The 3,605-nt window shown below is 36.4% G+C and carries 4 protein-coding genes; all 4 read left to right on the top strand.

What is annotated here, in order from left to right:
• A partial coding sequence (locus CI949_RS18535; RefSeq protein ID WP_290769139.1) for a hypothetical protein occupies positions 1-196 on the top strand: 196 nt, incomplete at its 5' end.
• 306 nt (positions 197-502) lie between these two features.
• Positions 503-2,185, top strand: coding sequence for a flagellin (locus tag CI949_RS18540; protein ID WP_290769141.1), 1,683 nt, complete (start codon positions 503-505; stop codon positions 2,183-2,185).
• 91 nt (positions 2,186-2,276) lie between these two features.
• Complete coding sequence (locus tag CI949_RS18545; RefSeq protein WP_290769144.1) at positions 2,277-2,648, top strand: flagellar protein FlaG; 372 nt, start codon at positions 2,277-2,279, stop codon at positions 2,646-2,648.
• A 16-nt stretch (positions 2,649-2,664) separates the two neighbouring features.
• The coding region (locus CI949_RS18550; RefSeq protein ID WP_290769147.1) for a flagellar filament capping protein FliD at positions 2,665-3,605 on the top strand (941 nt) is incomplete at its 3' end.

The raw sequence follows: 3,605 nt of genomic DNA on the forward strand, positions 1-3,605 counted from the left end.
AGAGATATTTTCGAAGCTGCAGTTATTGAGTATTTACGAAAGTATGGTTACAGAGATGCAGTTGATTCTCTTCTTAGATGACAGAAAAGTTACAAAAACATTATTTCTTACAGCAATCGTTACTCTTTTTACAGAAGAGAGCGGTTGCTTTTTTGTTTTTAGCAACAGAATTTGGTCCAGATGGTTCCAAAACTAGAGGTTTACTATCATTAGTTTATGCTTAGGTTTCCAAATGGTAGCAACATTTATCTTTATTTTATCTTTAGAACAACAAATGGTATTTATTCTTCCTACTCCATGAACCCTTGTGTGACATGGGATTATAGAGATGGTTATTTCTTCAAAAAATGGAATATATTTAGTAATGGTTACTAAAACATCGTTGCTGGCAACACTATCGGCCGAAGTGCTGCTGCGGAGGTGCTCATATAACCACTATAAATTAGATTCAACTGGCAAGGATGCCAGTATAACAACACAAAATTTCAAGGAGGAATAAATAATGAGAATTAATACAAACGTTGCTGCGTTGAATTCATACAACCAGCTAAAAAACACACAGAATAACTTAAGTAAGTCTTTATCAAGGTTGTCTTCAGGTAAGAGAATCAATGGAGCTTCTGATGATGCTGCGGGTCTAGCAATCAGTGAGAAAATGAATGCTCAGACAAGAGGTTTAGCAATGGCTCAAAGAAACGCTCAGGATGGTATTTCAATGATTCAGACTGCTGAGGGTGCTCTTAAAGAAACTCACTCTATTCTTCAGAGAATGAGAGAGTTAGCAAATCAGTCAGCTAATGGTACAAATACTGAAGCTGATAGACAGTCAATTCAGGATGAGATTTCTCAGTTGAAAAGTGAGGTTAACAGAATTGCTGACACTACTGAATTTAACACTCAGAGTCTATTAAAAGGTGATGGGACTAATAATTTAGAGTCAACCAATCTTGATTTAACTACTTTAACAAGTACAACTCAAGACGGAGCAGATGCATACTCTGTAGAAATTAAGGCAACAGCTGATTTACAAGCCACTCTAGCTGCTGGAGAAAATCTAAGTGTAGATTTAAATGGTAGATCTTTTACAGTTAATTATACAAACGGCGGTGGAACAGCTGGAGATTCTAGCGTTTCAGGAACTACTGCAACTGTTGATTTAGGTGGTGCTGCTAACTCAGTTGATGATGCAGCAGTTACTAAATCTACTGCAGAATCTTTACAAACTATGATTGATGCTAATGAGGATTTGGCAGGAAGTTATAAAGTTACCGAGTCTGGTGGAACAATTACAATTGAAGCTTTAAAAGATGGAGAGTTTGCAGGTTCTAAAGGTAATATATCTGCTGACACTACTACTCCTGCAAATGTTACAATGCAAACTAATACTGCTGATACAAGTGGTACACTTGAAGCTTATACTCCTGGTACTACTGGTACAGTAACAGGTCAAGATATAGCTGCAAAATCAGAAGTTAAGGAAATAGATTTTTCTGGTATTGCATCTGCTGCTGATGCAGAAAAGTTAACTGGTACAGGAATGACAATAAACAGTCAGCAAATAGAGTTTTATGATGCAGATCAAGGAGCTTATGAAGGTGATGCATTAGGAATTGATATTAGTGATGTAACTGATGGTGCTACACTTGTAAGCGCAATTACTACTCAAGCAACTGGTAAATTAGATGGAGTTTCAATTGCTCAAGGTACTGCAGCAACTGATTTAGAGATTACATCAGCAGATGCTGGAGCAGATAGTGAAGTAGCTATAGAGAACGGTGGAACTCGAGAAAACTTTACTTCTGTTTTCCAGATTGGTTCAAATAGTAATCAAACAATGGATATTTCTATTGGTGATATGAGCAGCCAAGGACTCAGTATTGCTGATATTGATGTTACAACTGCAGAGGGAGCTCAAGAAGCTCTTGATACTTTAGATTCAGCTATATCTGAAGTTTCGGATCAGCGTTCCCAATTAGGTGCTGTTCAGAACAGATTGGATCACACAATCAATAACTTAAACACAGCTGAAGAAAACTTAACAGCTGCTGAATCTAGAATCTCTGATGTAGACATGGCTAAAGAAATGATGAACTTTACTAAGTCTCAGATCCTAAGCCAGGCTGGTACAGCTATGATGGCTCAAGCTAACCAGTTACCTCAGGGAGTACTTCAGTTACTCGGTTAATTTCTTGAAGAGAATAATATTGATATAGACTAACAATCAAGCCGGCCGGTTTTCCGGCTGGCTTTTTTTAAAAGAAAGGGTGGAAGCTATTATGAGAGTAGATAGTGTGGAATCTCTTTCCAACCGTCAGATTCATAATAATAACAGCAATAATCAAAGCACTAGAGTTAATAGAAATGATAATAGCAAACTTAAGCCTGAATCTCTTCGAGAAAAAGAAGAATATTCTGAGCAAGAACTTGAAGATGAAGTCAGAGAATCAGTTAAAGATATAAACGAAATAGTAGATAGAGTTAAAGAAGGACTTTCCTTTCAAATTCATGAAGATACAGAAAAGATGATGGTTAAGGTAGTTGATTTAAATACAGATGAAGTAATAAAAGAACTACCACCGGAAGAGATGCTTGATTTACAAGCTAGAATTCATGAGATGGTAGGGATTCTTATAGATGAGACGGTTTAGGAAGAAGGTGTTATAAATGAGTGATTTAAGTCTTGGTGGATTAGCCACTGGTATGGATACAGACTCAATAATAAATCAATTAGTTCAGCTAGAACAGCGTCCAATCATCAATTACCAGCAGGAAATATCAGAACTGGAACAGACTAAGGGTGCCTGGAGAGATGTTAACAGCAGGTTGGATAGATTAGAAGATAGGACTACTGACTTGAAATTTGCTGCAACCTATAATTCACGCAGTTCAAGTTCCAGTAATAGTGATGTTGTTACAGCTACAGCAACAAGTGATGCTGATGAAGCTAATTATTCTGTTACTGTTAATAGTGTGGCTACTAGTCAAAGGATTGCTGGTGACAGATTAGACGATTCTGCAACTGCTATCAATGAGCTTGCAGGATTTACCTCAATTGCTGCAGAGAATAATATCCAGGTCAATGGTGCAGATATCACAATTAATGAGACAGATACTTTAAGTGATATCAGCAATAAAATAAATGATGCTGATGCTGGGGTAAATGCTTCTATTGTAGATAATCATCTTGTGTTGGAAAGTACTGAGACAGGGGAAAAAAATGAGATTGCTCTAGTAGATGATAATGATCTATTTAAAAGTCTGGGTATACTTCAAACAGGAGATAATGATAAAACTCTATCTTCAAATTTGTTTGAAGTGAAAGATGCAGATACAGCTTTAGGATTAACTGGAAGTTTTCAGATTGATGTAGAAGGGGGTACTGGATCTGGAGAAATTACTATTGATGAAACAACAACTCTTAATCAAATAAGAGATAAAATCAATGCAATTGGTGGAGATCTTTCTACTACAGTCAATGAAACACCAGAAGGTAAATTTTCTCTAGCAATTACTAGTGCTGCAGCTAATTCAGATATTAAGTTAAGTAATACTGGTGTTAATAACAATGTTTTATCTGATCTTGCTTTTGGTAATCGTAGTTATAA

This window comes from Halanaerobium sp. (genome assembly GCF_003070835.1).